Annotated in this window: 2 protein-coding genes and 1 pseudogene; all 3 read right to left on the bottom strand. The window is 70.8% G+C overall.

All coding sequences use genetic code 11. The features are described from left to right. The coding region (locus CRM73_RS20035) for a biotin carboxylase N-terminal domain-containing protein (protein ID WP_229588646.1) at positions 1 to 109 on the bottom strand (109 nt) is incomplete at its 3' end. Positions 110 to 331: 222 nt separating this feature from the next. Next, on the bottom strand, positions 332 to 973 hold the full coding sequence (locus CRM73_RS19235) for an LUD domain-containing protein (protein WP_229588801.1): 642 nt from the start codon (positions 971 to 973) through the stop codon (positions 332 to 334). Further along, positions 970 to 1,452: pseudogene (locus CRM73_RS19230) on the bottom strand (lactate utilisation protein LutB domain-containing protein); the annotation flags it as partial. The gene CRM73_RS19235 and the pseudogene CRM73_RS19230, both read right to left, overlap by 4 nt.

The raw sequence follows: 1,452 nt of genomic DNA, 5'->3' as shown, positions 1-1,452 counted from the left end.
GGTCCTCGTACGGGAACACCGCCACCGTCTTGGCGCCCAGCTCGTAGGCGGCACGGAAAGCACGGATCGCGATCTCGCCGCGATTGGCCACCAGGATCTTGGAGAACATCAACACCCGTTCCGCACCTGGACGCTCCACTGGAGGCCTGGGTGCTGTGTTGTGAATTTCTGACAAGGTCAACTGCGAAGGAGAAACGGCCGGGCACGGCAGGGGCCGCCGTGCCCGGGCAGGGCAGACCCGGGCCCTCGGGGCCGCGATGGGGCCGGGGTGCCGAGCGGATCCGCGACGGTGCGTCTGCGCGTGCTGCGGTTCACGCGCCATCCGGGCCTGTCAGCCGAGTAGGATCACGTCGAGCGTCCGGGGCCCGTGCACGCCCTCCACGCGCTCGAGCTCGATGTCCGAGGTCGCGGACGGCCCGGAGATCATGGTGACCGGGGCCGTGGGCTCCACCAGGGCGAGGGCCTCGGGGATCAGCTCGACCACCGAGTCCAGCGGCACCACGCAGATGTGGTGGTCGGGGACCAGGCTGATCGCCCTCCGGCCCTCGTCGGGACGGCCGGTGAGGAAGATGGTGCCGGTCTCGGCGCAGGAGACGGTCGAGGACGTCACCACCGCGTCCACGGCGTTGAGCTCCCGCACCCCGAGCGCGGAGGCCGCCCGGGCGTCGTTGGGATCCACCAGCATCCGGCGGGTGGCGGTGTCCTGCGGCAACCAGGCGGTGTCCAGACCGGCCGGGACCACATACCGGGCGGAGACCCCCAGCAGCTGCTCGATCCGCCCCGGCAGGGAGGCGGGGGTCTCGTGGTGCACCGCGGCCTTGTAGTCGACCAGCCGGTCCACGAGCATCTCGACGACCTCCTCAGCCGCACGCTCCGAGACGCGGCGATAGGTGCGCTGCGCCGGTGCAGGGGTAGGCGCGTCGTGCAGCGCCCCGCGGATCCGGTTGAGGATCTCGGTCTTTGCCTCGCTCATCGTGCTCCCCCGTCGTCTTCGGTGTCGGTCTCGGCCCCATCCGGTGCGGTACTGCCCGCATCCGGGCCGGCGGCCGGGCCGCCGTCGGCGGCCACCCGCTGCTGCGTCTCGTCGGCGTGCTTGGCCCACCAGTTGCGGAAGGACTCCTTCGGCGGGGCGGGGATGTCGCGCTCATCGGTCCAGCCCCCGGCGATCCCGGGCAACCAGGAAATCGCCCGATCCTTGCCCGCCACCGCCCTCCCCAACGGCAGACCCTTCTCGGCCAACCCCATCCGGGTGCCCGAGGACATCACCACCGAAGCGCCCTTCATCATCAAATCCATCTGGGAGGGCACCCGGGGGGTGGGCTTGCTGCGCACGTCCTCGTCGCGCAGGTGCACGAGGATCTCGGGGATGTTGATCTTCACCGGGCACACGTCGTAGCAGGCCCCGCACAGCGAGGAGGCGTAGGGCAGGGAGGCGTTCTGCTCGGAGGTGAT

Origin of the sequence: Kocuria sp. CCUG 69068 (assembly GCF_020833785.1) — a bacterium.
Taxonomy (GTDB): Bacteria; Actinomycetota; Actinomycetes; order Actinomycetales; family Micrococcaceae; genus Kocuria; species Kocuria rosea.
This window is presented reverse-complemented; position numbering and strand designations above follow the sequence as displayed.

Bases quoted from the DNA above. Each gene is read 5' to 3' on its own strand.
- CRM73_RS19235 (WP_229588801.1), bottom strand. From the start codon at position 973: ATGAGCGAGGCAAAGACCGAGATCCTCAACCGGATCCGCGGGGCGCTG.